The 25,699-nt window shown below is 52.0% G+C and carries 24 protein-coding genes; 10 read left to right on the top strand and 14 right to left on the bottom strand.

Annotation, left to right across the window (positions count from 1 at the left end; translation table 11 throughout):
• Positions 1-188: 188 nt before the first annotated feature.
• The 3 genes from JOD20_RS03545 to JOD20_RS03535 all read left to right on the top strand — a co-directional run bounded on the left by JOD20_RS03545 (position 189) and on the right by JOD20_RS03535 (position 1,998).
• Entirely contained in the window at positions 189-527 is a 339-nt protein-coding gene (locus JOD20_RS03545; RefSeq protein WP_204753941.1) for a hypothetical protein, read from the top strand.
• 24 nt (positions 528-551) lie between these two features.
• A complete protein-coding gene (locus JOD20_RS03540; protein ID WP_204753940.1) occupies positions 552-1,112 on the top strand; it encodes a hypothetical protein in 561 nt (186 codons plus the stop codon).
• Positions 1,113-1,338: 226 nt separating this feature from the next.
• On the top strand, positions 1,339-1,998 hold the full coding sequence (locus JOD20_RS03535) for a redox-sensing transcriptional repressor Rex (protein WP_204753939.1): 660 nt from the start codon (positions 1,339-1,341) through the stop codon (positions 1,996-1,998).
• Positions 1,999-2,006: 8 nt separating this feature from the next.
• Here the strand turns inward: JOD20_RS03535 and JOD20_RS03530 are convergent, their stop codons facing one another.
• The 4 genes from JOD20_RS03530 to JOD20_RS03515 form a co-directional block, all read right to left on the bottom strand.
• Positions 2,007-2,810, bottom strand: coding sequence for a response regulator (locus JOD20_RS03530; RefSeq protein ID WP_204753938.1), 804 nt, complete (start codon positions 2,808-2,810; stop codon positions 2,007-2,009).
• Positions 2,811-2,935: 125 nt separating this feature from the next.
• Positions 2,936-4,522 (bottom strand): sensor histidine kinase, encoded by a 1,587-nt coding sequence (locus JOD20_RS03525; protein WP_204753937.1) that lies wholly within the window; start codon positions 4,520-4,522, stop codon positions 2,936-2,938.
• Between the two features lie 317 nt (positions 4,523-4,839).
• Positions 4,840-5,160, bottom strand: a complete 321-nt coding sequence (locus JOD20_RS03520; protein WP_204753936.1) for a hypothetical protein — start codon at positions 5,158-5,160, stop codon at positions 4,840-4,842.
• Between the two features lie 72 nt (positions 5,161-5,232).
• Complete coding sequence (locus JOD20_RS03515) at positions 5,233-6,996, bottom strand: PhoX family protein (protein WP_204753935.1); 1,764 nt, start codon at positions 6,994-6,996, stop codon at positions 5,233-5,235.
• 155 nt (positions 6,997-7,151) lie between these two features.
• Here JOD20_RS03515 and def point away from each other — a divergent pair, with 155 nt between their 5' ends.
• From def to JOD20_RS03480, 7 genes are all read left to right on the top strand, one after another.
• Positions 7,152-7,790, top strand: coding sequence for a peptide deformylase (gene def, locus JOD20_RS03510; RefSeq protein ID WP_054532901.1), 639 nt, complete (start codon positions 7,152-7,154; stop codon positions 7,788-7,790).
• A 109-nt stretch (positions 7,791-7,899) separates the two neighbouring features.
• Positions 7,900-8,856, top strand: coding sequence for a UDP-glucuronic acid decarboxylase family protein (locus JOD20_RS03505; protein ID WP_204753934.1), 957 nt, complete (start codon positions 7,900-7,902; stop codon positions 8,854-8,856).
• Positions 8,857-8,951: 95 nt separating this feature from the next.
• Positions 8,952-10,376: an O-antigen ligase family protein gene (locus JOD20_RS03500; protein ID WP_204753933.1), complete on the top strand. Its 1,425-nt coding sequence runs from the start codon at positions 8,952-8,954 to the stop codon at positions 10,374-10,376.
• The gene (locus JOD20_RS03495) at positions 10,373-11,326 is read left to right on the top strand and encodes a GDP-mannose 4,6-dehydratase (RefSeq protein ID WP_204753932.1); all 954 of its coding nucleotides are present in this window, start codon (positions 10,373-10,375) and stop codon (positions 11,324-11,326) included. Before JOD20_RS03500 ends, JOD20_RS03495 begins: the two co-directional genes overlap by 4 nt.
• 52 nt (positions 11,327-11,378) lie before the next feature.
• Positions 11,379-12,539, top strand: a complete 1,161-nt coding sequence (locus JOD20_RS03490) for a lysylphosphatidylglycerol synthase transmembrane domain-containing protein (RefSeq protein ID WP_204753931.1) — start codon at positions 11,379-11,381, stop codon at positions 12,537-12,539.
• 7 nt (positions 12,540-12,546) lie between these two features.
• The gene (locus JOD20_RS03485; RefSeq protein ID WP_204753930.1) at positions 12,547-13,020 is read left to right on the top strand and encodes a DinB family protein; all 474 of its coding nucleotides are present in this window, start codon (positions 12,547-12,549) and stop codon (positions 13,018-13,020) included.
• A 289-nt stretch (positions 13,021-13,309) separates the two neighbouring features.
• Entirely contained in the window at positions 13,310-14,464 is a 1,155-nt protein-coding gene (locus JOD20_RS03480) for a glycosyltransferase family 4 protein (RefSeq protein ID WP_204753929.1), read from the top strand.
• Positions 14,465-14,512: 48 nt separating this feature from the next.
• On the opposite strand, the gene leuB is transcribed toward JOD20_RS03480, so the two are convergent.
• From leuB to ilvN, 10 genes are all read right to left on the bottom strand, one after another.
• Positions 14,513-15,586, bottom strand: coding sequence for a 3-isopropylmalate dehydrogenase (gene leuB, locus JOD20_RS03475; RefSeq protein WP_204753928.1), 1,074 nt, complete (start codon positions 15,584-15,586; stop codon positions 14,513-14,515).
• Positions 15,587-15,770: 184 nt separating this feature from the next.
• Positions 15,771-16,361, bottom strand: a complete 591-nt coding sequence (gene leuD, locus JOD20_RS03470; RefSeq protein ID WP_204753927.1) for a 3-isopropylmalate dehydratase small subunit — start codon at positions 16,359-16,361, stop codon at positions 15,771-15,773.
• Between the two features lie 104 nt (positions 16,362-16,465).
• Positions 16,466-17,881, bottom strand: coding sequence for a 3-isopropylmalate dehydratase large subunit (gene leuC / locus JOD20_RS03465; RefSeq protein ID WP_204753926.1), 1,416 nt, complete (start codon positions 17,879-17,881; stop codon positions 16,466-16,468).
• Positions 17,882-18,114: 233 nt separating this feature from the next.
• Positions 18,115-18,519: a GNAT family N-acetyltransferase gene (locus JOD20_RS03460; protein WP_204753925.1), complete on the bottom strand. Its 405-nt coding sequence runs from the start codon at positions 18,517-18,519 to the stop codon at positions 18,115-18,117.
• Complete coding sequence (locus JOD20_RS03455; RefSeq protein WP_204753924.1) at positions 18,516-19,439, bottom strand: branched-chain amino acid transaminase; 924 nt, start codon at positions 19,437-19,439, stop codon at positions 18,516-18,518. Before JOD20_RS03455 ends, JOD20_RS03460 begins: the two co-directional genes overlap by 4 nt.
• 20 nt (positions 19,440-19,459) lie before the next feature.
• Positions 19,460-21,055, bottom strand: coding sequence for a citramalate synthase (gene cimA, locus JOD20_RS03450; RefSeq protein WP_204753923.1), 1,596 nt, complete (start codon positions 21,053-21,055; stop codon positions 19,460-19,462).
• Positions 21,056-21,247: 192 nt separating this feature from the next.
• A complete protein-coding gene (gene pheA, locus JOD20_RS03445) occupies positions 21,248-22,072 on the bottom strand; it encodes a prephenate dehydratase (protein ID WP_204753922.1) in 825 nt (274 codons plus the stop codon).
• A gap of 50 nt (positions 22,073-22,122) precedes the next feature.
• A complete protein-coding gene (locus JOD20_RS03440) occupies positions 22,123-23,790 on the bottom strand; it encodes a 2-isopropylmalate synthase (protein WP_204753921.1) in 1,668 nt (555 codons plus the stop codon).
• Between the two features lie 136 nt (positions 23,791-23,926).
• Entirely contained in the window at positions 23,927-24,940 is a 1,014-nt protein-coding gene (gene ilvC, locus JOD20_RS03435) for a ketol-acid reductoisomerase (protein WP_204753920.1), read from the bottom strand.
• 227 nt (positions 24,941-25,167) lie between these two features.
• Positions 25,168-25,689: an acetolactate synthase small subunit gene (gene ilvN, locus JOD20_RS03430; RefSeq protein ID WP_204753919.1), complete on the bottom strand. Its 522-nt coding sequence runs from the start codon at positions 25,687-25,689 to the stop codon at positions 25,168-25,170.
• Between the last annotated feature and the right edge of the window lie 10 nt (positions 25,690-25,699).

The raw sequence follows: 25,699 nt of genomic DNA, 5'->3' as shown, positions 1-25,699 counted from the left end.
GAAGGACGCGAAGAGCGCGAAGGATATGGCTATGGGCTATGGGCTTTTGGGATAAGAGATTATTGAAAATTGTAAATCTATTGCGCTAGCCTGAAGCCTAGAGCCAATAGCCTATCGCCACTATTGACGATTAAGCTGCAAATACTTGATAATCGGTATTGGATTCAAGAGTAAAGCAAGGAGCCATTATGCCAGAGATGACAACCTACGAACGAGCACTGCAAATTTATCAAGTGTTGATTAGTCTTGCCCATAACCGCCAAACCCTAACGTATTCGCTATTGGGAGACTTGGTTGGTTTACCCCGACAAAGCTTGGGTGCACATTTAGATCATCTTTTTCGTTACTGTCAACACAACAATTTACCTCAAATTACGGTGTTAATTGTACGAAAAACTGAAGGGAATCCGAGTAGCGGTTTTTCAGCCGAAATGCTCAATCTTGATCAAGAACGTGAACGGGTCTTTGAATACCCATGGTTTCGCCAAAAACCACTAACGGTGGAAGACCTCAAGGCTTTAGCCTAAAGTCAAAAGAGAGAGGAATAGCCAATGAAATATTTCTACCTTCTGATTGTCTGTTTGCTACTTGCGAGTTGTGAAACAGCGACCCCGCAGCCAACCTCGATTCCGCTAATTGAGCCAGTTATCCAACAAAAAATTGAACAAACAGCTGAACAAATCCTTGGCCATTCCAATATTAATGATGTCGTTATTCATGAAATCCCTGGTTTGGAACGTGATCGCCTCTTTGTATTTTTATTTCAAGCCTCCGAGGGCTTGATGATTGGCTCAACGAGCGGTTGGCATGATCAAACACAGCAAGAATTTCATACCAAAGGGCTGAGTATCGATCGCTTAACGCCTATGACTGATCCATTTATTTCTCAAGTTTCGATTGAAAATGAGCCTTTTTATTTAGTCTATGGCTATATGCCAAGTCAAAGTGCGCAGTTGGCTAAAATTTTCTTGAAAAATGGCGATGTGTTCTATTTTGCTGCTGGTTCTGGTTTGCAAGCTCGCTTGCTGTTCTTGGCCAATCCTGCGGTTAAAGTCGAATTTGTGGATAATACTGATCAGGTGATTCTGGAGCATCAACTGCATAGCAAATAATCTGCAAACAGCGGGTACAAATTGCTGGCTAGCTGCAAAATAGATTGATCGCACTAGCTAAACGGAGCATTAGAATCGCCTAAAAGCGCTTGACATCTCCATAGTTTGCACTATACTTCACAATATCAATTGAGATGCGCAATGCAGCGCCAGCCTCGTTTGAGCAGCCTCAACGGTGCATGGCCAGAGCGGCTCGTTTTGTGGTGTTTTCAAAGGAGTGTGCGGGATGGACATCTCCCCCAACGCAATTCCCGATGTTGTAGTGCGGCGATTGCCAATTTACGCACGTAGCCTGAGTTATTTGGCCGAAGAAGGTGTTCGCTCGGTTTCCTCGCAAGAGTTGGGGGAACGCATTGGGGTAACTGCCGCGCAAATTCGCAAAGATCTTTCCTATTTTGGTGAATTTGGCAAACAGGGCATTGGCTATAACGTCGAGTATTTGCTGGGCCATATTCGGCGCATTTTGGGTTTGCACGAAGTTTGGCCAGTGGTGCTGGTTGGGGTCGGGCCGCTTGGGCAGGCAATTGCTCGCTACGAGGGCTTTCGCTCACGGGGCATTGATATTATTGGGGTTTTCGATAACGATGCCTCAAAAATTGGCTTGCAACTAGGCCGCAACAGTGTTCAGCCCGATTCTGATTTGCCCAAGATTTTGAAAGAACATGGCATTCGTTTGGCAATTGTGGCAGTGCCAGCTGTGCGTGCCCAAGAAGTCGTCGATGTCTTGGTTGAAAACGGCGTGCAAGGTATTTTGAACTATGCGCCGGTGGTGGTGCAAACGCCCGAGAATGTTTGGGTGCGACATATCGACCCTGTGGCCTTGCTGCATAGCATGACCTATTATCTCTCACGCGAAGACGAACACCACGCGATGAACGAGCATTGAGCCAACAATTAACGTTGGCTCAGCAAAATTGCTAATTGCTGCAACAGCTGCTCAATTTGGCTCTCAAGTTTGCGTCGACCTAACCCTAAACGGCCAGCGATGGTTTGTTGGGCAACTCCATGCAATAACAGCCCCAATAAGCGCGCCTGATCGCTTTCCAGCAACGGTAAGCATGAGCGCAAGGCAACATGGGCGGCGGTTGCCCCGCCAAATTCGTCTTGTAAATTCATGCCTGCTTGCCGCCCTTGCTCGCCCACATGAAACCCCGTCGTGAGCACCGCCAAAAGATTGCGCACATCGTCGCCGTTCCACAAGCGTGGGGCTGGGCGCTGCTGTAACTCCAATAGATTCAGCACATCAAGCTGGCCTTGGCGAAACGCCACAGCACTAATTTCATCATTTAGTGCAGGCACGGGCTGGGTCATTAATTCGGCTAGCCATTGAGCTTTGAGCGGCGTTAACGGTTTGCTCAGCACTGCGCTACAGCCAGTTGCCAGCGCTGCCCACTCGCGCTGTGGATTGAGTTCGCTGCTAATTGCCACCAAATGTACTGGCGCATGGCGAGCTTGAGCCACTGCATCGCTAATCGCTGCTGCCAGTACCGTGCCCTCTAAACGTGGAAAGCTGGGGTCGGGCAATTTAATATCGAGCAAGCCCAGCATTGGTTGCGTGGTTTGATCATGCTCAAACCAATGCCAAGCTTGGCGAATTGAGCGCCAAATAGTTACCTCAAAGCCAGCTTCTTGCAACAGCAACTCGGCTAAGGTTGCATGAACTTCGCTATCTTCGACCACAAATGCTCGATACTTCACCGCTAAATCCTCCTAGATCGCTCGCTGTAGTAGTTCATTGGATTGGCAACGCCCTCACCCCCAACCCCTCTCCCACTGAACGCGGGCGAGGGGAGTCCTGATTCGGTGGTTAAGGTAACGAACTACTACAGGTAGCTTCGTGGCAATTGAATGCAGGCCCAGGCTCCTTGGCGATTTTCCAACTGTAGGCTAGCCCCAATTAAGCTCAGGTTGGCCAAAACGCCGCGTAGGCCAAAACCATAGCCCTCGCCATCGCTGCTGCTTGGTTCTAAATTGAGCACATGCTGCGGAAAGCCCGACCCATTGTCGTGAATAAGAATCGTGATCTGTGCAGCATGAACTTCGATGCTTACACTCAGCTGATCGCCACCATGATCAAGGCTATTTTTCAAGAGATTATAGAGTGCCCGCCCAAGTAAACGCTGGTTGGTATGGGCCTGAATTGATTGCAGCCGTGCTTGAATTTGCGGTTTATTGGCTTTTTGGGCGAAAGCAGCGCTGGCCTCTAAACGGGCAATTTCAGCGTTACAGATTTCAGCCAAATCAACCGGAGCTTGGTGCAGCATAGCTTTGGTTTGGGCGCGGGCAATATCCAACAGATCGTGCATTTGCTGGCCAATATCTTCAATTTGCACCCGCAATAAATTCCATAATTGCATGCGTTGCGGTTGCCGCTCCAAGACATTGATTAAGCCTGTGGCTCCATCGATTGGTGAACGCAAATCGTGAATTGATGAGCGCAGCAGTTCGCGCAGAAATTCGGCCTCGTCGCGGGCATGGGTTGCCTCACGCCGCGCTTGTTCGAGTCGCAGCGAAAGTTGTTGGGCTTCGCTCATCTCAACGCTGATGCGCAGCAGCAATAATGGCAATAGCAAAAGCGCAAAACGTAGCTCACCAGTGGCAATTGTAAAGCCCAAGCCACCCAGAAAAATCACATATGGAATGCTGCGTTTGGCAAGCGTATCGATGCTGAGTTGATTATTGAGCGGGCTAGTATCGTTGGGATGAATTGCCGCTGCTTGAGCCAAAATCAGCCAAGCAACACAATATAACGCCCCAATTGGCAACCCAACTAATTTACTGCGGTCGAAAATCCAAGCCAAATCCACCAAACTCAAGGCCAAAATGCCGCTGCTCAGCTGGCGAAACAAGGCTTGCCAACGCTTTGGCTGTTGCTGGCGAATCAGATCGAGCGCGTAAAGCAACGAGAGATCGGCTCCGACAAATAGACCATCATACCAAGCAACGTTGGGCACAACTTGGCGAATCGCAATCGTAGTAATAATCATCAAGCCAACGCTCAAGCCAAACCAATCGAGCACAATGCTACTGCGGCGGCGCTGGCTAAATGGTAGGCTCACAAAAAATGCGCCAGCCATCACCACGGTTGGCACATAGACAATAATTGGCAGCACAACTTGGCTTAGGCCTTTGATGCTGGTGAGCGTGCCACCCAAGCCGCGATAAAGTGCCAACATGCCCCATTGCAAGGCCAAAATCCGCCAGCCTTTGGCTAACGCCGCATGTGGCCGCATTTTGGCAGGCAACCAAAAACGCCCGACACAGACCAGCAAAATCAGCACTTCAACCAAGCGACTAGTTGGGCCTGAGCGTTTGCCAAGGGCGGGCCAGATTAATGCAGCGGCCAGATACAGCAGCGCCGCCGCATACCACCAGCGGCTATATAACCAGCGATGCCAGCGTTCATGCATATGGCGATTGTACGCGAGGCGGGCACTTGAGGCAATCGGAGTTATACCTTCTAGGGTGGTTACACATTGGAAGCTAACTAGTTGAGAATGATAGTTGGACGGAATAATCCAACAAATGAATTTTAGGGGGTGCAGGGGGATGAAAACCCCCTGCGTTTCCCTCCGGCGGAGGGACGGAAGGGTGGCGAATCATTGAAACAAAACGATTCTATTGAGAATAAATAGATCTCGTGTCGATAACAGAGCGATCATCGCTCCAATTAATAAAGAATTTGGGGCCGTTGGGCGAATTGGGGCTTGGTATGCGCAAGCGCTATTCACGAAAGATAGCCACCACCCAAGGGCGCTTGCTCGATCAGCGCTTGGCTGATTGCCCAATCGAAAAAGCTGTGCAAGGCTGCTTTGGCAACTTCGCGTTCAGCGAGGCTGAGGCTGCTCAAATAGGCCTGCACCCAATAGGTCGAAATGCTATCCAGCTCGTTGGGATAACCACTATCAAGCCAGCGTTGGGCAAAATCGTCGAGATATTCGTTGTAATCGGCGGCAAGTTGAGGGCGGGTGCGCACCAAGGTTCCGCCAAAACTATCCAAAGCGCCCAACAATGTCCGTTCGTGAACCAAAAACTCTTGCATGGTCATGGGTAAACTCCCAAATCAAACAAAGGCGCAGCCCACGGCGTTGGAGGCTGCGCTATAGCTGCGATCTACGTTCTAGCGCTTGAAGCCAGTAATTGCCACAACCCCTGAGCGTGGGACTTCGTTGCCACCGATTGGCCAGTGGCTGCTCAATTCAGTCAGGCTCTTGGATTCTTCGCCTGGATGTTGAATTGAGAGGAACAGGGTGCGGCCATCAGGCGACCAGCATGGCCCGGTCAGCTCGCATTCAACTGGCCCTGAGGCAAATTGGAAGGCGATGCCAGCATCGGGGCCGCTGGTGCGGAAGAAAAATAGACCGTTGTTGCCTTGGAATTTGTAGATGCCTTTGTTGGTGCGCGATGATGAGATGTCGGTTACCATCCACAGGTTGCCTTCGCCATCGAACACTAAGTTGTCGGGCGATGAGAAGCCGCTTTGTGAGCCACCAACCGCAAAAATGCTCCAATCGAAGCTCATGGCAGCGGGGTTGCCATCGGTTTCGGCCAAGCGCACGATTTGGCCGTGGAAGTTGCCGTGGCCAGTGTTGTTGGTCAAGGCCACGTAAACGCTGCCATCAAGTGGGTGAATTTCAATATCTTCTGGGCGATCAACTGGCGTGGCTTTGAGCGCCATGGCTGCCGCTTGGGCATCGGCCAGCACATCTGCTTGCGAGGTAAAGAGCAAATTGCCTTTGCTATCTTTGGCGCTTTGCAAGGCGCTTTGGCTGTTGTAATCGAGCAAAATCCATTTGCCATTGGCAAAGTCGGCGGCGTAGAGTTGGCCGCTTTCGAGAATTTGCATATTGCCTGGGCGATCGGCCAAGTTGGTCAATTTGCGCTCGGCCACGAATTTATAAACGCATGAATCGGCTTTGTCGTCGCCCATATAGGCCACAACCGTGCCATCGCCGCCAACCCGCACGGCCACATTTTCGTGGCGGAAGCGGCCCAAGGCGGTGTGTTTGCGTGGCGTGCTGTTTTTATCAAATGGGTCAACTTCGACGACCCAGCCATAGTGGCGTTTGGCATAAATTTCTGGCTCCCAGCCGTAGCCAGTTGGCGCAGCATTGGGATAATCTTGGAAGTTTTCTTCGCAGCTCAGCGCCGTGCCCCAAGGCGTTACGCCGCCTGAACAATTGCCAAGTGAGCCAATCGCGATTGGGCCGCCATCGATGTTGGCAGCAGGGCCGGTCAGGGTGATTGGCGTGGTTGCGTCGATGCGGCGGTTGTGAGCGGCATCAGTTTGGTCGAAATACCAACGGCCATCGCTATTGCGCTTGACCCGAATTACGCTCATGCCAACCATATGTTTTTCGGCATTGATCTGATCGCTCGATTTTGCGCCCGAGCCAGTGTAGCCTGAGATAAACATCGGGTTGATATATTCGTGGTTGACCAGCAACAAGCCATCGCTGCTCGATAAATCGCTGCGGGTAAAGCCAAATTGAGGCCGATTTTGGTCAAGCCCTTTTTCGAGCATATCAATTGGGAAGAAAGCCAAGAAGTCGGCGTTTTCGCCGAACTGATTGCCATTGCCCATATCGTGGCCGCGATGGGCCAACAAATCGTAGCGAAAGCCTTCGGGCAAAATCAAATCGTCGGCGGTGCTGGTGCCGATTGGCTTGAATGGCAAGGAACCTTGGGCTTGGCGCTGGGCCAAGGCTGGAGCCGACATTGGAGCGTTATAGTGGGCAGCTTCAGCAGTTTGCAGATCCAACGGCAAGGCTGCAACCGCAGCGGCAGCAGCACCAGTCGCAACAAGGCTCCGGCGATTAATCCGACGTTCTAATAAATCGTGCCAAATACTTTTGCGCTCTGCACGCTGATCGTGGCTGGTCATGGAAATCCCTCCAACTTGGCAACACACCATTCTTCAACTGGACACAGCCGCTAGTCTAGCCACCACATATCAAGCCCAACTCATCAGTATGTAAAGATCAGATTAAGAAATGAGGGTGCTATAATGAACGCTAGCAACAATAAGGAGGTTATCCCATGGCAGTACGACGGGTATTGCAGATAGAAGATCCAACCGATGCAGTGGTCTTGCGAGCCAAGGCCAAGCGCATTACCAGTTTTGACCAAAGCTTGGCAGGCTTGGTTGATGATATGATCGAAACCATGCGCGAGGCCCGTGGCGTGGGCATTGCCGCGCCCCAAGTTGGGGTTTCGCGGCGCGTGGTGGTAATCGAAGAGCCAGCCCAATATGAAGAAGACGAAGAAACTGGCGAGCGCACCGAAATTGCGCCAGCGGTTTTGTATGTGATGGTTAACCCAGAGATTGTTAAGGCCAGCGAAGAAACCCATATGCTGCAAGAAGGCTGCTTGAGCATGCCAGGCCGCTACACCAAAGTGCCACGCCACAAATGGGTCACGATCAAATATTACGATCTCAAAGGGCGCGAACAACGCTTGCGGCATATTCCCGCTGAAGATTACAAAGTTGGGCATATTGCGCAGCACGAGTTTGATCACCTCGATGGAATTATGTTTATCGACCGCATGACCGAAGAAAGCAAGCTGGTCGATTATCGCAAAGAAAGTGAAAGTGCCCGCCTCAAACGGCGCGGTTTGTTGGCGCGCAAAAAACGCCCCGATCCTGAGCTAGAATCAGAATCGGCAGCCAATGAATAAGCACATGCTTCGTCGAAGCAACGCTTAGAAATACTTAATATTCAGCCAAGCAATCTGCGTTTAGAATAGGGCGACTTCTGCGCCGATATTCTGTTTGAAGGAGTTCACGATGCGCGTGTTGATCACGGGAGCAGCAGGGTTTTTAGGCTCACACTTGTGTGAGCGTTTTCTTGCCGAAGGCCATTCGGTTGTTGGGATGGATAATTTCATCACTGGCAATCCGGAAAATATTGCCGATTTAGTTGGTCAAGACGATTTTCAATTTATTCGCCATGATGTGACCAACTATATTTTCTTGCCCGGCCCGCTGGATGCAGTCCTGCACTTTGCCTCGCCAGCCTCGCCAATCGATTATCTTGAACTGCCGATTCAAACGCTTAAGGTTGGGGCTTTGGGAACCCACAATGCCCTCGGGTTGGCCAAAGCCAAAGGCGCACGCTTCTTGATCGCCTCAACCTCAGAAGTCTATGGCGATCCGCAAGTTCACCCGCAACCAGAAACCTATTGGGGGCATGTGAACCCAATTGGGCCTCGCGGCGTGTACGATGAAGCCAAGCGCTTTGCCGAAGCCATGACCATGGCCTACCACACCTACCACGGCGTGCAAACGCGGATTGTGCGGATTTTCAACACCTACGGCCCTCGCATGCGCTTGGCCGATGGGCGGGTTGTGCCAAACTTCATTCAACAAGCCTTGCGCGGCGAGCCGCTGACCCTCTACGGCGATGGCTTGCAAACCCGCTCGTTCCAATTTGTGGGCGATTTGGTCGAAGGCGTGTATCGTTTGTTGCTCTCCGATGAGGTCGAGCCAGTTAACATTGGCAACCCCCACGAGTTCAACATGCGCGAGTTTGCCGAAATCGTCAATGCGATTACCAACAATCCTGCTGGCACAGTTGTCAAGCCCGAACTGCGGATTAAGGATGATCCGCAAAATCGCCAGCCAGATATTAGCAAAGCCAAACGGGTCTTGGATTGGGAGCCACAAGTGACCTTGCAAGCAGGCTTGGAAAAAACAATTCCATGGTTTGCTGAGCAATTACGCAAACGTGGCGAAATTCAATAAGCCCAAGTTTCGCCTAGCAAGCGTCCTGAGCATCGGCGTGGATGGCTCGGGATTTTGGCATACCCATGAGCTTTAGAGAGGAGCCACGCATCGCCATGCAGCGTCGAGCATTAACTTTGCGCTCCATCCAGCCATTAGATTGGCTGTTGGCAGGCTTGGGGCTGGCAGGAGTGGCCATCATCAGCCTGCTGCCATTTGCCCAAGCAGCAACATTAATTATTTGTGGCATGTTGTTGGTTGGCATGCTGATTCAGCCAGCGCTGGGTTTGAGCTTAACTGTTGCCACCGTCATGATTCAAGAGTTGCTGAGCTTTCCGCTTGGCCTGACCGCAACTCATGTGATTGGCATCATGGCGCTGGGGGCGTGGCTCTTATATGGCATGGCGCAGCGCAAAATCATCATCGATACAACCTTGCTGGTGCCATGGAGCCTGTTTTTGATGGCGCTGTTGCTCTCGGCAGGCCTAACCGAATACAACGCGGTTGATGCCTTGAAGCAAGTGGTGCGTTGGTTTATGGCTTTTCTGGCCTTTGTGGTGACGGTTGCCACGATTACCACGCCTAAGCGAGCAATTGGCCTGATTGCGGTGATGTTCACGGTTGGCGTAATCGAAGCGCTGATTGGCATTCAGCAATATCGGCTGGGTGCTGGCCCGTTTGCGATTGGCGAGACTGTGCGCGCCTATGGCACAATTGGCAAACCCAACACCTTTGCTGGCTTTTTAGAGTTGATGTGGCCCTTAACCTTGAGCGTGGCCTTGGGTTTGCTCTGGTTTTGGTGGCAGCAACGCCAACGCTGGCACTATTTGCTGGGCGCGGCCTTGAGCGGCGGTGCAAGCCTGATTATTCTGGCGGCAATTGGCGTGAGTTTTTCGCGCGGCGCTTGGATTGGGATCATGGGTGCGCTGGCGGTGATGCTGCTGGCAGTTGATCGGCGACGAGCCTTACCATTAATTGGGCTTGGCGCTGTGATGCTGTTGGCAGTTATCAGCCAGCCAGAGCTATTTCCGGCGGTCATTAGCGAGCGAATTAGCAGCCTAACCAACAATCTACGCATTTTTGATGCAGGCCGCGTAACCGTAACCGATGAAAATTTTGCGGTCGTCGAACGCATGGCCCATTGGCAAGCTGGGGCAAATATGTTTCTGGCCAATCCAGTGCTAGGCGTTGGCCCCGACAACTTCAATCGGGCTTATCCTGAGTTTTTTGTTGGCCACTGGTCGGAATCGCAAGGCCACTCGCACAACTACTACATTCATATTGCGGCAGAAGCTGGTTTGTTGGGTTTGCTGGCCTATTTGGTGCTGATTGCGGCAGTCTATCGCCAAGCCTATTTGGCAATTCAAGCGACGCGCGGCACGGTTTGGCAGATGGTAGCGATTGGCTGCTGTGGTATCATAACCGCCATTCAGTTGCACAACATTTTTGATAATCTCCATGTGTTGAATTTTGGAATTCATTTGAGCGCGGTGTGGGCCTTATGTGTGGTTCTGACACAGCGCCAAGGGTGGCGTGCATGACATATTTAGTAACGGGTGGTGCGGGTTTTATTGGCTCGCATTTGTGCGAAACACTGTTGCAGCGTGGCGAACGTGTCATTGCATTCGATAATTTCAATGACTATTACAGCCCCGAACGCAAACGGCGCAACGTGGCCGATTTGCTCAAGCACCCCAATTTTGTGCTTTGGGAAGGCGATTTGCGCGATCCAGCCAGCTTATTGGCTTTGTTTGAGCAACATCGCCCAAGCCATGTAGCCCATTTGGCGGGCATGGCCAATCCGCGTTATTCGTTGCAACACCCGGCGTTGTATAGCGCAGTTAATGTTGAAGGCTCGGTTAACGTCTGGCAGGCAGCGATTAAATATGGCATTCAAGCCTTTGTGCAGGCCTCAACGTCGTCGGTGTATGGGCTTGCGCCAACGCCATGGCACGAAGCTTTAGCCACCGATCAGCCCTTATCGCCGTATGCGGCCACCAAAAAAGCCGCCGAATTACTGGCCTACACCTTCCATTATCAAACTCAAATTCCCACCCGCGTGGTGCGTTTCTTCACGGTCTATGGCCCGAAAGGCCGCCCCGACATGACCCCGACGATTTTTGTTGAGGCCATGCGCAAGCGAGAACCAATTGTGCTTTACAATGGCGGGGTTGATGTCTACCGCGATTGGACCTACGTTGACGATATTGTTTCGGGGGTGATTGCGGTGCTCGATAGCGATCGGGCTTTTGATATTTTTAATCTTGGCAACTCAACCCCGGTGATGCTGCGCAGCTTTATTGATACGCTGCAAGCAATTACTGGCATTGAAGCAATTATCGAAGCCAAGCCCTTATCCTCTGCCGACCCGCCAATTACCTTTGCCGATACCAGCAAGGCGCAACAATTGCTCGGTTGGAAGCCAACCACCGATATTGAGGATGGCCTAGAGCGCTATTGGGATTGGTACAAAAGCGAGTACGATTGCTAGATCGTTCGCCGATGCTGGCATTTGGCCTAGTGTTATACACAATTGGATCATTATGAAATCGCAATCTCACGCTAATACGCCGAGTTTACGCCCTGAGCAAACCGACCAAGGCTTACCGCGCCCTGCTGAAACCGAAGCGCTTGAGCAGTTGGTTGAACAGGCGGCTGAAGCAGCACCTTTAGCTGCTGATCAAATGCCCGAAGATTTGGCCGATGTTCGTTCAAGCGGTTTTTCGCTGCGCGATAAATTTCTGAACATTAAATCATTGGCCTCGTTTGGGATTGCCTTTGCGATTCTTGGCTTTGCTTTTTGGCGCGCCGATATTAACTTGGCCGATATGTGGCGGCAAATCGGCCAAACCAATCCTTGGCTGTATGCTGCTGGCTTTCTTGTTTTTTATGGTCTTTTTCCAGTGCGCGCCTTACGATGGCGAATTATTTTGCGCAGCGCTGGCTTCGAGGTTGATAGCCCGCAAGCTCGCAAGCGTTGGGCCGGAGTTGGGCCGCTCAGCGAGTTTATTGGGCTTTCGTGGTTTGCCAACTGTGTTGTGCCAGCCAAATTAGGCGATGCCTATCGCGGCTATTTGGTCAAGAAAAACGGCGATGCTTCGTTCTCACGCACGCTGGGCACGATTTTCGCCGAGCGCATCGTCGATATGATTGTGCTGTTTGGCATGCTGGTGGTTTCGGGCTTGTTGGTTTTTCGCGGCCATCTCAATAGCTGGACAGAACGGCTCTTTATCATTGGCATCGTTTTGACAATTTTGTTGGTAATTGGCTTGATGTCGATGCGCTATCTTAGCCCGTTGATTCGCCGTGCCTTGCCAAAACGCTTTCATGATTTCTATGCCCGCTTCGAGGAAGGCACGCTCTCATCGTTCCGGCCTTCGCGCTTGCCGGTTCTGTTGCTGTTGACGATCGTCGTTTGGCTAGGCGAGTCGATGCGATTATTTTTTGTGATTGAAGCGATGGGCGGCTTAGGCTTATCGTTATCAGCAATTATTTTTGTGGCCTTGGCTAGCTCGTTGCTAACCGCCGTGCCAGCCTTGCCTGGTGGCTTGGGCTTGGTCGAAGTTGGGATTGCTGGCGTGATGATGTTGTTTGATGTGGGCCAAACCACCAGCACCGCCGTCGCCTTCCTCGATCGCATCATCAACTATTGGAGCATCGTGATTTTGGGCTTAGTGTTGTATCTCTTCAGCAAACGAAAGTGAGCCATCCATGTTAACTGCTACCGAACGCGATGCACTTGTAGCAACGATTTTGCATTTGCCAGCCCAGTTGCATGCGTTGGTCGATCGTTTGAACCTTGAGCAATTAAATACGCCTTATCTGGCGAACGAATGGACAGTTGCCCAAAATATTCATCATCTTGCTGATGCGCAGATGAATTTGTTTATTCGGATGAAATTGTTGCTGTTGGAAGAGCATCCAACCCTCAAGCCGTTCGAGCAAGATACCTGGGTGACGACCGCCGATAGCATTGGCTCAATCGAGCCATCGTTGCTGATTTTGCAGGGCCTGCAAGAACGCGCCGCAACCTTAGTCAACTCGCTTGATCTCGCCAGTTTTGAACGCACTGCATGGCACCCAGAAAATGGCGAAGTAACGCTTGAGCAGATTGCGCGCTACTATGCCCGTCACGGCGAATTGCACCTTGAGCAAATTAGCCAAACCTTGGCAGCAGCGAACTGAAGGATGAATTATGAGGGATGAGGGAAAGTCAAAAGGCAAAAATCAAAAGTCAGAGTGATGAGGGATGAAGTTTTAACGCAGAGGCGCAGAGACCCGAAGGATGAGGAAAAGTCAAAAGGCAAAAATCAAAAGTCAGAGTGATGAGGGATGAAGTTTTAACGCCGATGCTCAGACCACCCAACCAACTCCCCTCGCCCGCGTCCAGTGGGAGAGGGGCTGGGGGTGAGGGGACACAAATTCTTATTCAAACTGATTATGCTCTATGCTCTATGTTCTATGCTCTTAACTTATGCACATAGCAATTGATTACAATGCAGCAGTGCGTCAAGGCGGTGGAATTGGCCGTTTTGTGCGTGAAATAACCCAAGTTGCCTCGCAGGCAGCACCGCAACATCGCTTTTCGTTGTGGTATGCAGCGCGTGGGCTTGACCCTAACAGTGCTCAGATGCAGGCCTTGCATGAGCTTCAACGGCGTTTGCCCAATATTCAGCCGCGGCCAATTCCGATTACTGAGCGCTTGCTGACGATTCTTTGGCAACGTTTGCGGTTGCCCTTGGCGGTTGAAAGGATTGTTGGCGCGGTTGATGTGGTCCATGGCACCGATTTTGTGCTGCCGCCAACCGCCGCCAAAACCCTGCTCTCGATTCACGATTTTGCCTATATCATCCACCCCGAAACTGCGCCGCCAGAATTGCGCCGCTATTTGGGTGGAGTTGTGCCGCGCAATATTCGCCGCGCCGACCATATTCACGTTAATTCGCGAGCAACCAAGGCCGATATGGAGCGCTTGCTTGGCACTGCGCCAGATAAATCAACCATAGTTTATTCGGGCAGTGGCAGCGATTTTTACCCGCGGCCTGAGGCAGAAATTGCTGAAATGCGCCAGCGGCTTGGCTTGCCCGAGCGCTATCTATTAAATGTAGGCACGGTGCAACCACGCAAAAATGTCGAGCGTTTGATCGAAGCCTTTGGTAAATTGCCTGCCGAATTGCGCACCCAGCCCTTGGTGATTGGCGGCAAGCGTGGTTGGTTGGCCGAGCCAATTTATGCGGCAGTCCAACGCTATGGCCTCGCTCAATCTGTCATCTTTTTGGATTTTGTCAGCGACAGCGATTTGCCCAAGCTTTACAGTGGTGCAACGGCCATGGTTTATCCTTCGCTCTACGAAGGCTTTGGCGTGCCGATTGTCGAAGCCCAAGCCTGTGGAACGCCAGTGATTACCTCGACCATCTCGAGCTTGCCCGAAATTGCTGGCAATGCGGCCTTGCTGGTCGATCCCCACGATACGGCGGCGCTGACGGCGGCCTTACAAAAAGTATTAACCGAGCCGGAATTTTGCCAAGCTTTAGCTGAGGCAGGCCCACGCCAAGCAGCTAAATTTACTTGGGAAGGCACTGGTTTGGGGGTTTTGGGGTTATACGAATTACTGGGGCTGCAATCCTAAAATACAAACGCCCCTTGCTCGCCATTGAACTCGGGGCGTAATGAATATCTAGCCCAAGCGCTCCAAAACAGCAGCGCCAACTTCTTTGGTTGAGCGAGCTTGGCCAGCAGGAGCCAAATCGCCAGTCAAAATGCCTGCATCGATCGTCGCGTAAACAGCTTTTTCAACTGCCTCAGCCTCTGCATTCAAGCCCAAGGAATAACGCAACAGCAAGGCCACGCTCAAAATGGTTGCCAATGGATTGGCCACGCCTTTGCCCGCAATATCGGGAGCGCTGCCGTGAATTGGCTCGTACAAGCCAGCTTTGCCCTTGCCCAGCGAAGCAGATGGCAACAAGCCCAACGAGCCAGCCAACATCGAAGCCTCGTCGGTCAGAATATCGCCGAACATATTTTCAGTCACAATCACATCGAAATCTGCTGGGCGGCGCAATAAGTGCATCGCGCAAGCATCAACCAAAATATGCTCAAGCTCAATATCGGGGAATTCTTCGGCCACCACGCGGCTAGCCACCCGCCGCCATAAGCGCGAGGTTTCTAGCACATTGGCTTTGTCGACCGAGGTCACTTTGCCACGCCGACCACGGGCTAATTCGCAAGCCCGCCGCACTACGCGCTCGATTTCGCTGGTCGTGTAGACGCAGGTATCGATTGCTTGCTCTTCGTCGGGGCGAATGTAGAAGCTGGTTTTATCGCCGAAGTAAATTCCGCCAGTTAATTCGCGCACCACCAACATATCGACACCTTCGACCAAATCGGGGCGCAAGGGCGAGCGACTGGCCAAGGCTGGGGTTACCGCAACGGGGCGTAAATTGGCGTACAAGCCCAAGGTTTTGCGAATGCCCAACAAGCCTTGTTCTGGCCGAACTTTGGCCTTGGGATCATCCCATTTCGGGCCGCCAACTGCGCCAAGCAGCACTGCATCGGCAGCTTTACAAATTTCGACGGTGGCTTCTGGCAAGGCGGTACCATGGGCATCGATCGCACAGCCACCGATTAAGCCTTCGCTGAATGTAAAAGTATGGCCATAGCGTTCAGCCACGGCCTTGAGCACCTCGACCCCTTCGGCAACGACTTCGGGGCCGATGCCATCGCCAGGTAATAAGGCAATTGTTGCTTGCATCAAAACACTCCTTGCTAAGTTAACCAACAAGCGGTGGAGTAAATACTTCACCATTAACCATGTAGAGCTGTAGAGTACAGCAAATATAACAGAATCAGGAAATCACCAGAAGGATTCCCTGATTCCCACATGTTTAAAACTCTACTTTCGCGTTCTTCGTGCTCTTCGTGGTTTCAATAAATTGTTAAACTCCAACCGTATTGACGCGGGCGGCATGGCTGGTTTCGTAGGCTTGGATTGCAGCTTCTTGGGCTTGAATATAGCCTAATTGGTCGACTCCATGCAATAAGCAATGTTTGGAGAAGGCATCAATTGGAAAACTAATAGTTTCGCCAGCGACATGCACTTGTTGGTTGGCAAGGTCGACGCTCACGTCGATAGTTTGATTGGCTAAGCATTGCTCAGTCAGTCGGGCCAAGGTTGCGGCATCAACCACGATTGGCAACAAGCCGTTTTTCAAGGCGTTACCTTTGAAAATATCAGCAAAATAGGTGCTGATGACTGCTTGGAAGCCAAAGCCTTGCAACGCCCACGGCGCATGCTCGCGCGAGGAGCCACAGCCAAAGTTATGGCCTGCAATAAGCACGCCAGCGCCTTGAGCATACGGTTGGTTGAGCACAAAATCTGGCTCGCCGCGCCAATCGGTAAACAGCGCTTCCCCCAAACCATTTTTATCGGTAACTTTCAAATAGCGCGCCGGAATGATCTGGTCGGTGTCGATATTTTCAATTGGCAAGGCCACTGCTTTGGCCTGAAATGTATTAATTGGCTGCATGTTAACCTCTATGTAATTATGAAGGATGAGGGATGAATTATGAATAAGAATGAATAAATAGCATCAATATATTCTTCATCCTTCATAATTCATCCTTCATCCTTTTATAGAATTTCTCGCACGTCGACGATATGGCCGTTGATGGCGGTGGCGGCGGCGGTCAACGGGCTGGCGAGGAAGGTTCGTCCGCCTTTGCCTTGGCGACCTTCAAAGTTGCGGTTGCTGGTGCTAACCGCATATTGGCCAGGTTGCAATTGATCGCCGTTCATGGCGATACACATCGAGCAGCCTGCTTCGCGCCATTCAGCGCCAGCAGCGCGGAAAATTTGGTCCAAGCCTTCGGCTTCTGCTTGGCGTTTGACTTGTTGCGAGCCGGGCACGACCAACATGCGCAAGCCGTCGGCAACTTTTTTGCCATCCAACAACTTAGCGGCTGCCCGCAAATCGGAGATCCGCGAGTTGGTGCAGGAGCCAAGGAACACCACATCGACTTTTTGGCCAATCAGCGGTTGGTTTGGTTGCAAGCCCATGTAATTCAAGGCTTTGTCCAAGGCCATGCGTTGGCTATCATCAGCCAAATCGCTGGGGGCTGGCACGTTGCCTGTCACCGGAATGCCCATACCTGGGTTGGTGCCATAGGTAATCATCGGAGCCAATTCATCGGCATTCAAAACGACTTGCAAATCGTAGCTTGCGCCTTCATCGCTGGGCAACGTGCGCCAATATGCAACCGCAGCATCCCATGCTTCGCCCTTGGGCGTATGCGGGCGATCTTTCAGCCAAGCAAAGGTGATTTCGTCGGGTGCAATCAAACCAGCCCGTGCGCCGCCCTCAATCGACATATTGCAGATGGTCATGCGTTCTTCCATCGAGAGGGCGCGAATCGCCGAACCAGTGTATTCGAGCACATAGCCCGTGCCGCCGCCTACGCCAATTTTGGCAATAATCGCTAAGATAATGTCTTTGGCCGTTACACCTGCGCGCAGCGTGCCATCGATGCGAATTTCGGCAGTTTGCGGTTTTTGCTGCAACAAACATTGGGTTGCCAAGACGTGGCCAACTTCGCTGGTGCCAATTCCAAACGCCAATGCGCCAAACGCGCCGTGGGTGCTGGTATGCGAATCGCCACAAACAATCGTCATGCCTGGCTGGGTGTAGCCTTGTTCTGGCCCGATCACGTGGACAATGCCTTGGTTTTCGGTACCCAAGTTGTAGAGCGGCACGCCAAAATCGCTACAATTTTGAATCAACTGATTCAATTGTTTACGGGCAATTTCGTCGGTCACGGGAATAATGCCATCAGCGCCGCGCGGTGTGGTTGGCGTGCTGTGGTCCATCGTGGCGAGGGTTTGGGATGGGCGGCGCACGGTCAAGCCACGTTCGCGCAACATCGTAAAGGCTTGTGGCGAGGTAACTTCGTGCACCAAGTGCAAATCGATATATAAGGTTGCTGGCGATTCAGCGTCAGCAGCTTGAACAACATGCGCATCCCAGATTTTTTCAAATAATGTCTTGGCCATTGTGGTTCTCCAAATGTATAGTAGGGGTCGGGGGTCAGGGGCTGGGGATCAGTTTTCCCTTTTTGCCGCTAACCCCAAATCTCTAGCATAGAACTAAGGAATGAAACCGCGAAGAACACGAAGATCACTAAGGATTCTCATTCCAAGTATTTGCATTTCTCATCCTTCCGTTCTCTGCGCCTCTGCGTTAAAACCTATCTCAACTTCGTGCTCTTCGTGCTCTTCGTGGATAATTAACTCGTGCGTTTGATTTGCCAGCCGTTTGTGATCGATTCGAAGCCGACTTTGGCGTAGTAATCGGCGGCGGCGGGCGCAGCTAAGAGCACTAAGGAACATTGCGCGCCAAGTTTTTCGCGGGTAAGCGCAATTAATTGGCGGCCAAGGCCTTGTTTTTGGTAGCTTTGGTCAACCGCCAAATCGGAAAGATAGGCGGCATAACTCCAATCGGTGATTGTGCGGGCTACGCCAATCAGCTTTTCGCCATCCCACGCCGTGACGATCAAATCGGCATTGTCGATCATCGCTTGCATGCGCGCCAAATCGTCGACCGGACGGCGTTCGCCAAGGGTTGAGGCATTCAGCACGGCCACAAATTGCTCGGCGCTAATTACTGTGTCGCTGCTATAACGAATGCTCATCGCAGATACTCCAACCAGTTCCATTTATCTGCGGTTTTGCCGTTGAACAAGCCGAAGAAGGCCTCTTGCAATACGGTGGTGATTGACCCGCGCTTGCCTTCGCCAACTTGTATGCCATCGACGGAGCGAATTGGCGAGACTTCGGCAGCTGTGCCAGTGAAAAACATTTCATCAGCAAGATAGAGAATTTCGCGCGGCAAGGCTTGTTCGCGCACTTCGTAGCCAAATTCTTTGGCCAAGGTCAGCACGCTATCGCGGGTAATGCCCGGTAGAATTGCCGCCGTCACCGGCGTGGTATAAATCACATCATCGCGAATGATGAACAGATTTTCGCCGCTGCCTTCGCTCAACACGCCATTAACATCGAGCGCGATGCCTTCGGCGTAGCCGTTGAGCGCTGCTTCCATCACGATCAATTGCGATGAAAGATAGTTGCCACCAGCTTTGGCCATGGTTGGAATCGTGTTTGGCGCGGTGCGATTCCACGACGAAACGCAGACATCAACGCCCAATTCTAGCGCTTCGGGGCCAAGATAGGCTCCCCATTCCAAAGCTGCAATCATCACATCAACCGGCGCTGCCAGCGGGTTTACGCCCAGCACGCCATATCCACGCCAAGCCAAGGGCCGCAGATAAGCCGAATCTAAGCCATTTTCGCGTACCGCAGCATGACAAGCATCAGCCAATTGCGCTTGATCAAAAGGAATCGGCATGCGATAGATTTTGGCCGAATCGTACAAACGGCGTAGGTGCGGCTGCAAACGGAAAAAAGCTGGGCCATTGGGCGTGTTATAGGCTCGAATGCCTTCAAAAACTGATGAACCATAGTGCAAGGCGTGGCTCATCACATGCACCGTGGCCTTTTCCCATTCCACCAATTCGCCGTTCATCCAAATGTACTTGGTCGGTTTGATTGACATGCAGTGTTCCTTGTCTAGCGTTACGCCGCGACGGTTTCGGCGTGTTTGAGTAGCACTGGTTGGTTGCTTTGGGCGCGAACCAAGGGCAATTCTAGCGAATCGACCAAGGCTTGCCAGCTGGCTTCGATAATATTTTCCGAGCAGCCAACGGTTGTCCAGCGTTCTTCGCCCATCGCGGCCTCGATCAAAACGCGGGTGGTTGCGCCAGTTGCCGATTCCGAATCGAGAATCCGCACTTTGTAATCGACGAGATGCACATCGGCCAATTCTGGGTAGCGCGCGAGCAACGCTTTGCGCATTGCTTGATCAAGCGCGTTAACTGGGCCGTTGCCCGAAGCTGCTGTATGATAAATTTCCTCGCCAATTTGTAGCTTAACTGTTGCCTCGGCCTGCATCTCAACCCCACGCCGCTGCTCAACAATCGTCACGACATCGAGCAATTTAAAGGGCGCGGTATAATCGGCAGCAGCACGGCGCACCAATAATTCAAATGAACCTTCAGCTGCTTCGAACTGAAAGCCCTTGCTTTCGAGTAATTTGACCCGTTCGAGTACGCCACGTTCGAGGCCTGCGCTCTCCACACCCAATTCCTCGGCGCGCATTTTGATGTTGCCACGGCCTGAAAGCTCGCTAATCACCACTCGTTTGCGATTGCCAACTTGCACTGGGTCGATATGCTGATACGAATGTTCAACTTTGGCCACTGCTGCAACGTGAATCCCGCCTTTATGGGCGAACGCGCTGTTGCCAACGTAGGCGGCATGTTCGTCAGGGTTCAAATTGGCAATCTCGCTGACCGTGCGCGAAAGCTCAGTCAAGCGTTGCAGTTGGTCGGGCAGCACACAGAACATACCCATTTTCAGTTGCAAATTGGGAATGATCGAAATTAAGTTGGCGTTACCGCAGCGCTCGCCATAGCCGTTGATCGTGCCCTGCACTTGGCGACAACCAGCGACAATCGCCGCCAACGAATTTGCTACCGCCAACTCGCTATCGTTGTGAGTATGAATCCCCAGTTGGGTCTTGATTTTGCCCTTGACTTGCTGCACCACGGCGCTGATCCAATCGGGCAGCGAGCCGCCGTTGGTATCGCAAAGCACAATCCAATCGGCTCCTGCTTCGGCGGCAGCGTTGATGGTGGCTAGCGCATAGCTATTATCAGCACGGAAGCCATCAAAAAAGTGCTCTGCATCATAAATAACTTCTTTGCCGTTGGCTTTCATCAAAGCTACACTATCACGAATCATGGCCAAATTTTCTTCGAGCGTGGTTTCCAGCACCTCGGTTACGTGCAAGGTCCACGATTTGCCAACCAAAGTGACGACTGGCGTGTTAGCATCGAGCAATGCCTTGAGGTTGGCATCGGTTTCTGGTTTGCTATTGGCGCGACGGGTTGAACCAAATGCCGCAATCTTAGCGTGCTTCCACTCCATTTTGGCAGCTTCGGCAAAAAATGCTGCATCCTTGGGGTTCGAGCCAGGCCAACCACCCTCGATATAGTGCATGCCAAAGCGATCAAGTTCGCGAGCGATTTTCAGTTTATCGGCTAACGATAACGAAAGCCCTTCGCGTTGAGTGCCGTCCCGCAGCGTTGTATCATATAAAAATATTTGCATGTGTCACACTCCTAGAACATAGATCGAATGATTTATGACTTTGGCAAAAATTTGCGTCCCCTCACCCCCTAGCCCCCTCTCCCGCACGCGAGCGAGGGGGAATTGGTTCAACTAAACTCCCCTCTCCCGCTCCGTGGGAGAGGGGCTGGGGGTGAGGGAATATCGCAATTGATTCATAGATTTATGTATGTTCTATGTTCTAAACTTTGGATAACTACCAAAAATCTTGACCCGCCCAGCGATGGTTGCCAGCTTTTGCAGGGCTTCGGCAACGCTTGGCTCATGACGATGGCCATCGATGTCTACGAGAAAAACATAATCGCCAAGCTCGGCTTTGGCTGGCCGCGATTCGATTTTGCTCAAATTGATCCCAGCTTGGGCGAAAATTGCCAAGGCTTCGTGCAAGGCTCCAGCGCGATTGACCTTCGATGTAAACATCAGCGAAGTCTTGTCGTCGCCAGTTGGCGCGGCATCCTCGGGAGCCAAAACCACAAAGCGGGTGCGATTGTTGGTGGTATCTTGAACATCGTAGGCCAAGATATTGGCTTGAGCGCGTTCGGCAGCATGCAAGGTGGTCAATGCGGCGGCGCGGCGCTCATCAGCGAGCGCTTCGACCAATGCAGCAGCAGTGCTTAACGTGGCCACGGTTGGCACATTCGGCAAGCAGCGTTCGATAAAACGGCGTGATTGGGCCAGCGGTTGTTGGTGGGTATACAGCACTTCGATCGTATCGAGTTGCACATCGGGCTTGGCCACCAACATATGTCGAATCGGAATCACGATTTCGCGGCAAATCCGCAACCGCGTTTCGTGAATCAGCACATCGAGCGTAATGCTCACCGCGCCTTCGAGCGAGTTTTCAATTGGCAAAATGCCATAATCAACCGCTCGAGTTTCAACAGCCGTCATCACAGCGGGCATACTTGCCATTGGCAAATAGGTGGATTGTTGGTCGCCCGCTTCCAACGCTGCTTTTTCGCTGAATGTACCAGCTGGGCCGAGATAAGCAATTTTCATAAGTTCGTTTGGGCTAGGGGCCTTGATTCAGCGCGAACCAAGGCCGCAAATTATTCGTAACGACCGAGCGTCGAGCCACCGAACAGATCTACGCCTGGCGCGGCGCTGGCAACTTCCATGCGGGCGGTAGTTTCTTGCTTGAGCCGTTCTTGGCGGGCTTTGAGCAATTTGTTCAAAGCTCCAACGTAGGCTTCGGCGGCAGCAACAATAATGTCGACATTAACGCCATTGCCGCGCCACACTTTGGCATCAGTTGCTTTGTCGGTTAGCACGCCGCGTACATGTTTATGCTTGCCTTCGACCACTTTCACGCTAACTTCGCCAACCGCATCGATGCCTTCGGTGATGGCGTTGACCGCAAATTCGAGCAAGGTAACTGGAGTCAGCACCACTTTGTTGATCGCCGAATAGACGGCATCGACTGGGCCTGTGCCTTGCGCCGATTCGATTTTGACTTCGCCGTTGGGGCCGCGCATGCGCACGGTCGCGGTTGGAATGGCGTTCACGCCTGAGGCAAATTGCACATGCTCCAATTCATAGACTGGGCTTGGGCGACCTGCTTCATCAGTAATCAAGGCTTCAACATCGCGATCATCAACATATTTCTTGCGATCAGCCACATCTTTGAAACGGGCAAACAAGTGGTTGATTGTGGCTTCATCGAAGCTATAGCCCAATTCTTGCACCCGATGGCGGAAGGCATGGCGGCCTGAGTGCTTGCCCAAAACCAAGGCATTGCCATCTTGGCCAACCGATTCGGCGCTCATAATTTCGTAGGTCATACGGTGCTTCAACACGCCATCTTGGTGAATGCCCGATTCGTGAGCGAAGGCATTCGCGCCAACAACTGCCTTGTTGGGTGGCACTTGGGTGTTGGTGCAGGCGCTCAACAAGCGCGAGCTAGGGGTTAGTTGGGTGGTGTCGATGTTGGTGCTCAGGCCATAAAATTGCTTGCGCGTTTCCAACGCCATCACCACTTCTTCCAATGAAGCGTTGCCAGCTCGCTCGCCAATGCCATTGATTGTGCATTCAATTTGGCGTGCGCCAGCTCGAACGCCAGCCAACGAATTGGCTACTGCCAAGCCCAAATCGTCGTGGCAGTGGGTCGAGATAATCACATCAGCAGCGCCAGGTACGTTTTCGATAATCCCCCGAAGCAACGCTGCATATTCCTCAGGCGTGGAATAACCCACGGTATCAGGAATATTCAAGGTTGTTGCGCCTTCTTCAATCGCTATCGCCAGCATCTGATACATAAATTCGATGTCGGAACGGGTCGCATCCATCGGCGAGAACTCAACATCGGCGCAGAGCGAGCTAGCCAAGCGCACCATCTCACGGGTTTTCGTCAGCACTTCCTCGCGGGTCGAGCGCAATTGATACTCGATATGAATATCTGAGCTTGAGAGGAAGGTGTGAATGCGCTTTTTGGCCGCTGGTGCAATTGCCGTCGCACAGGCTTCGATGTCGCTTTTGACTGCCCGCGCCAAACCACAGATCACCGGACCATCGGCAGTGCCAACGCTCTTGGCAATTTGGTTAACTGCTTCCCAATCGCCTGGTGAGGCCGCCGGAAAGCCCGCTTCGATAATATCCACACCCATTCGTGCCAATTGCTTGGCAACTTCCAACTTTTCGTGCAGATGCATGGTGCAGCCTGGTGATTGCTCACCGTCACGCAGGGTTGTATCGAAAATTCGTACATAATCGCTGGTCATAAAGTTCTCCGTAATCAGGGCAATAGTTTGAGCCAATTGAAACCCCGAAGAACGCGAAGAACGCGAAGTATGAAATTTAATATTCGTGCTCTTCGTGTCCTTCGTGGTTTCGGCAACGCTAGCCCTCGTTCCCTAATTAACTGCCTGGGTTAATTTCTTTTGGATTGACAAACGGCATCATTGAGCGCAGTTCGCGGCCAACATGTTCGATTTGGTGGCCGACATCAGTTGAACGATATTTGTTGAAACGAGCGCGGCCAGTGTGGTTTTCTTCGATCCAATCTTCGGCGAATGCGCCATTTTGAATCTCTTCCAACAACAGTTTCATGGCAGCTTTGGTTTCGCTGGTCACAACCCGTGGGCCTGCGATGTAATCGCCCCATTCGGCGGTGTCGCTGACCGAGTAGCGCATATAGCTCAAGCCGCCTTGGTAGAACAAGTCGACGATCAATTTGAGTTCGTGCATACATTCAAAGTAGGCAACTTCTGGTTGATAGCCAGCTTCGACCAAGGTTTCAAAGCCAGCTTTGACCAAGGCCGAAACGCCGCCACACAAAATCGCTTGCTCGCCGAACAAGTCGGTTTCGGTTTCTTCAGCGAAGGTGGTTTCGAGCACGCCAGCCCGCGCACAACCGATGCCCTTGCCATAGGCCAAAGCGTTTTGCAAGGCTTCGCCGCTAGCATCTTGATACACCGCGACCAAACCTGGCACGCCGCCGCCATGCTCAAACACTTCACGGACGCGATGTCCAGGTGATTTTGGCGCGATCAACGACACATCAACCCCAGCTGGGGGCACAATTTGACCATAGCGAATATTGAAGCCGTGCGCAAACATCAAGGTTGCGTTGGGCTTTAAGTTGGGGGCAATTTCATCGCTGTAGAGTTGGGCTTGGGTCGTATCTGGCACCAACACCATGACAACATCAGCAGCCTTGGTGGCTTCGCCAACGCTCAACACTTGCAAGCCCGCAGCTTCGGCTTTGGCCTTTGATTTGCTGCCTTCGTGCAAACCAACCACCACCTTCACGCCGCTATCCTTCAAGTTCAAGGCGTGGGCGTGGCCTTGCGAGCCATAACCGATGATCGCCACAGTTTTGCCAGCCAAGCGTCCAAGATCTGCATCGTTATCGTAATAAAGCTTTGCCATTGAATGAGTTCCTCAAATATAACTAGGAAATGGGTTGAACGATGAACAATTGCTACCCGTGTTTATTCCATGGTCTCGCCGTAATCGCCCCACCAGGTATCCCAATTGACATCTTCGTCGCTATAGTGGGCTTTATCAGCGGTCGCGTTGGTTTCTTCTTCAAACATTGGTTGCAGCATGGTCGTGATCCTTTATTAATGAAGAGGCGTTTGCCTCGTTGAATGCAATTAAGCAGCGCGAAATTCTTGGCTTTGATATGGCCCGCTGATGGTCGAAGCGCCACGGGTCATTGCCACGCAGCCAGTACGCACCATCTCGCGAATGCCAAACGGGCGAATTAGGTCAACAAAGCGGTCGAGCTGTTCAGGGCTGCCGCTCAGTTCGATCATCATGGCATCGGGCACGACATCGACGATTTTGGCTCCGAAAATATCGGCCAATTGCATCAATTCGCTGCGCTTGGCTGGTGGTGCATAGACCTTGACCAGCAGCAAATCGCGAGTGACATTTGGATCTTGGGTCACGTCGCTGACCTTCAGCACATCGATCAATTTATAGAGTTGTTTGATCACTTGCTCGACGCTGGTGGTATCGCCATCGATCACCAAGGTCATGCGTGAGATGCCAGCGGTTTCGGTGTGGCCAACGGTCAGGCTTTCGATATTGAAACCACGGCGGCGAAACAGGCTCACAGAGCGGTTCAGCACTCCAGGTTGGTCACGTAACAAAGCGACTAAGGTATGTTTCATCACAAAAATC

This window comes from Herpetosiphon giganteus (assembly GCF_016907925.1).
Taxonomy (GTDB): Bacteria; Chloroflexota; Chloroflexia; order Chloroflexales; family Herpetosiphonaceae; genus Herpetosiphon; species Herpetosiphon giganteus.
The sequence above is the reverse complement of the archived record's forward strand: the minus strand, read 5'-3'. Positions and strand labels throughout refer to the sequence as shown.

Excerpts from the sequence above, each read along its gene's own strand:
- JOD20_RS03545 (WP_204753941.1), top strand. The coding sequence starts at position 189 with ATGCCAGAGATGACAACCTACGAACGAGCACTGCAAATTTATCAAGTG.
- JOD20_RS03540 (WP_204753940.1), top strand. The coding sequence starts at position 552 with ATGAAATATTTCTACCTTCTGATTGTCTGTTTGCTACTTGCGAGTTGT.
- JOD20_RS03535 (WP_204753939.1), top strand. The coding sequence starts at position 1,339 with ATGGACATCTCCCCCAACGCAATTCCCGATGTTGTAGTGCGGCGATTG.
- JOD20_RS03525 (WP_204753937.1), bottom strand. The coding sequence starts at position 4,522 with ATGCATGAACGCTGGCATCGCTGGTTATATAGCCGCTGGTGGTATGCG.
- JOD20_RS03520 (WP_204753936.1), bottom strand. The coding sequence starts at position 5,160 with ATGACCATGCAAGAGTTTTTGGTTCACGAACGGACATTGTTGGGCGCT.
- JOD20_RS03515 (WP_204753935.1), bottom strand. The coding sequence starts at position 6,996 with ATGACCAGCCACGATCAGCGTGCAGAGCGCAAAAGTATTTGGCACGAT.
- def (WP_054532901.1), top strand. The coding sequence starts at position 7,152 with ATGGCAGTACGACGGGTATTGCAGATAGAAGATCCAACCGATGCAGTG.
- JOD20_RS03505 (WP_204753934.1), top strand. The coding sequence starts at position 7,900 with ATGCGCGTGTTGATCACGGGAGCAGCAGGGTTTTTAGGCTCACACTTG.
- JOD20_RS03500 (WP_204753933.1), top strand. The coding sequence starts at position 8,952 with ATGCAGCGTCGAGCATTAACTTTGCGCTCCATCCAGCCATTAGATTGG.
- JOD20_RS03495 (WP_204753932.1), top strand. The coding sequence starts at position 10,373 with ATGACATATTTAGTAACGGGTGGTGCGGGTTTTATTGGCTCGCATTTG.
- JOD20_RS03490 (WP_204753931.1), top strand. The coding sequence starts at position 11,379 with ATGAAATCGCAATCTCACGCTAATACGCCGAGTTTACGCCCTGAGCAA.
- JOD20_RS03485 (WP_204753930.1), top strand. The coding sequence starts at position 12,547 with ATGTTAACTGCTACCGAACGCGATGCACTTGTAGCAACGATTTTGCAT.
- JOD20_RS03480 (WP_204753929.1), top strand. The coding sequence starts at position 13,310 with ATGCACATAGCAATTGATTACAATGCAGCAGTGCGTCAAGGCGGTGGA.
- leuB (WP_204753928.1), bottom strand. The coding sequence starts at position 15,586 with ATGCAAGCAACAATTGCCTTATTACCTGGCGATGGCATCGGCCCCGAA.
- leuD (WP_204753927.1), bottom strand. The coding sequence starts at position 16,361 with ATGCAGCCAATTAATACATTTCAGGCCAAAGCAGTGGCCTTGCCAATT.
- leuC (WP_204753926.1), bottom strand. The coding sequence starts at position 17,881 with ATGGCCAAGACATTATTTGAAAAAATCTGGGATGCGCATGTTGTTCAA.
- JOD20_RS03460 (WP_204753925.1), bottom strand. The coding sequence starts at position 18,519 with ATGAGCATTCGTTATAGCAGCGACACAGTAATTAGCGCCGAGCAATTT.
- JOD20_RS03455 (WP_204753924.1), bottom strand. The coding sequence starts at position 19,439 with ATGTCAATCAAACCGACCAAGTACATTTGGATGAACGGCGAATTGGTG.
- cimA (WP_204753923.1), bottom strand. The coding sequence starts at position 21,055 with ATGCAAATATTTTTATATGATACAACGCTGCGGGACGGCACTCAACGC.
- pheA (WP_204753922.1), bottom strand. The coding sequence starts at position 22,072 with ATGAAAATTGCTTATCTCGGCCCAGCTGGTACATTCAGCGAAAAAGCA.
- JOD20_RS03440 (WP_204753921.1), bottom strand. The coding sequence starts at position 23,790 with ATGACCAGCGATTATGTACGAATTTTCGATACAACCCTGCGTGACGGT.
- ilvC (WP_204753920.1), bottom strand. The coding sequence starts at position 24,940 with ATGGCAAAGCTTTATTACGATAACGATGCAGATCTTGGACGCTTGGCT.
- ilvN (WP_204753919.1), bottom strand. The coding sequence starts at position 25,689 with ATGAAACATACCTTAGTCGCTTTGTTACGTGACCAACCTGGAGTGCTG.